We start from the raw sequence: 2,394 nt of genomic DNA, 5'->3' as shown, positions 1-2,394 counted from the left end.
ATCTCGCCACGGCGGCGGCCGGGCGCTGGATCCGCCGCCCGCAACCGCGCCCGGCGGCGCGGCTACGGCTGTTCTGCCTGCCGCACGCCGGCGGCACCCCGGCGCTGTTCAAGCACTGGCCGCCGCTGCTGCCCGACTGGATCGAGCCGCTGATGGTGTGTCTGCCGGGGCGCGAGAACCGGCTCGACGAGCCGCTGCCCGAGGACATCCCCGCCCTGGTCGGGCAGCTTGCCGGTGCCGTGCGCCCCTGGCTCGATCGTCCCTGGGCGCTGTTCGGCCACAGCATGGGCGGGGCGCTCGCCCACGAGCTGACCCAGACGCTCATCGACCAGGGACTGCGCGCGCCCGAGCAGCTGGTGATCTCGGCGCGCGAGCCACCGCAGTGCCACCACGGCGGCGACCTCCACCGGCACGACGACGACACCCTGTGCGCGGCGCTCACCGCGCTCGGCGGCACCCCGCCCGAGCTGCTCGCGCTGCCCGAGATCCGCGCCATCGTGCTGCCGGCGGTGCGCCAGGACTACCGCCTGATCGAGACCTACCGCCCCGACCCCGAGCGCCCGCCGCTGCCCTGCCCGCTCACCGTCTTCCGCGGCCGCGACGACCCCGACCTCGACGCCGAGGAGGCCGGGGCCTGGTCGCGCTGGACCGACGCCGACTTCCGCGTCGAGACCTTCCCCGGCGGACACTTCTATCTCAGCGACGCGCCGGGCGCGGTGGTCGCCCGGTTGAGCGCATTGCTCGCCCAGTAGCCACGCAGGTCGGGTTGCCCGTCGTTCAGCGCTCACCGGGAGGCGACGGCGATCGGGGCGGGCAACCCGACATCCATGCCTGGAGACGGCGCGCGGCGGTGATGGGCACGCTGCGCGTTGCCCATCCGACCGGCGCGATCGGTGGGGCCGTCGGCCACGACATCGACGAATCGGCTTCTTGGACGGCTTGCCCGACATCGGTGCGTGGGATGAAAAACCGCCTCGGTGTCCCGAGGGCGCTTGATGCCGATCACCAGACGTCGGCGCAGATATCGGGCGGCGTGGCGTCGGGCGATGACGGGGCGATGGGGCTTCCCTACAATGGGGACACCTGATGTGTAACCGGGATGGTGGCGGATGTCCAGGCGGTGGGATGGCAAGGAGAACCTCTGGGCGCTGGAGGAGCAGGACGTCCTCGCGAAGCTTGCGCTGTTACGGGCCTCCGCCGACGATGCGGCGCGACACGTCCGCAACCTCTATGTCACCTTCCTGCTGTTCAGCTTCTATATCGCGGTCATCGTCTTCTCCACGGACGACGAACAACTGCTGCGCGAGACCGGCGCCACCCTGCCGCTGCTCGACATCGAGTTGCCGTTGCTGGGGTTCTATAGTTTTATCCCCTGGCTGGTGCTCTTCTTCCACGCTCACCTGCTGCTGCAGTTCTTCCAACTCTCGCGCAAGCTGTTCAATCTCGACGCCCTGTTGCTGAAGCTTCCCGAGGCGGAAGAACGCACCTATCGAGAGCTACCCTTTCCGCTCGTTTTCAGCTATGCGCTCATCGGCCGACACCACCCGGGCCTGATCCGCTTGATGCTGCGAGTCGTGGTCAAAGTGACCATGATTCTCTTGCCGATCCTGCTGCTGGCCGCCATTCAATGGCGGTTTCTGCCCTATCACAGTTTCTGGATCACCCTCGACCATCAGCTTGTCATAACCCTGGATCTGCTGCTCATCGCACTGTTCTGGCCGCGCCTGAGTTCTCGCTCCGGCCGCTGGCGAATTCGCTGGCCGACATCCAGATGGTTGCCGAGAAAGATCGGGAGGCTGATTCGTCCGAACCGGAGATGGCAGCGCAGGGGCGCGAGAGTACCACCAGCCTTGGCACTAATCTTTTTATCCGTCATATGGGGGCTAATGGTTCCGCCGGGAGGTGGAATCGAATGGATGATCGGTGAAAACCAACCGTGGATAAACTGGCTCTTTCAACGTAACCTGAATTTACGTGAGCGCGTATTAATGATAAAGGCCCCACCCGCCGAGGTGCTATACGCGACCCATATCGACACGGATGAAGAGCGCGCCGAGATCTGGAAAGACGTCGGTCAAGCACTGGACTTGCGACATCGCGATTTGCGGTATGCGGATTTATGGAGAGCGACGCTTTGGGATGTCGATCTCAGGGAGGCGCAACTGCAGGGGGCCGATCTCAGAGGGGCGCAACTGCAGGGGGCCGATCTCAGGGAGGCGCAACTGCAGGGGGCCGATCTCAGGGAGGCGCAACTGCAGGGGGCCGATCTCAGGTGGGCGCAACTGCAGGGGGCCGATCTCAGGGAGGCGCAACTGCAGGGGGCCGATCTCAGGTGGGCGCAACTGCAGGGGGCCTATCTCAGGTGGGCGCAACTGCAGGGGGGCGATCTCAGAT

At 66.1% G+C, this 2,394-nt stretch carries 3 protein-coding genes; all 3 read left to right on the top strand.

Features of this window, described 5'->3' with window-relative positions:
- The coding region (locus EBL85_RS16615) for a thioesterase II family protein (RefSeq protein WP_223806187.1) at positions 1–752 on the top strand (752 nt) is incomplete at its 5' end.
- A gap of 14 nt (positions 753–766) precedes the next feature.
- Positions 767–1,087: a hypothetical protein gene (locus EBL85_RS16610; RefSeq protein ID WP_148040581.1), complete on the top strand. Its 321-nt coding sequence runs from the start codon at positions 767–769 to the stop codon at positions 1,085–1,087.
- Between the two features lie 22 nt (positions 1,088–1,109).
- The coding region (locus tag EBL85_RS16605; protein ID WP_148040580.1) for a pentapeptide repeat-containing protein at positions 1,110–2,394 on the top strand (1,285 nt) is incomplete at its 3' end.

The organism is Marichromatium sp. AB32 (genome assembly GCF_003718675.1).
GTDB lineage: Bacteria > Pseudomonadota > Gammaproteobacteria > Chromatiales > Chromatiaceae > Marichromatium > Marichromatium gracile.
Note: the sequence above shows the minus strand (reverse complement) of the source record. Positions and strands in the feature narration are given on the sequence as shown.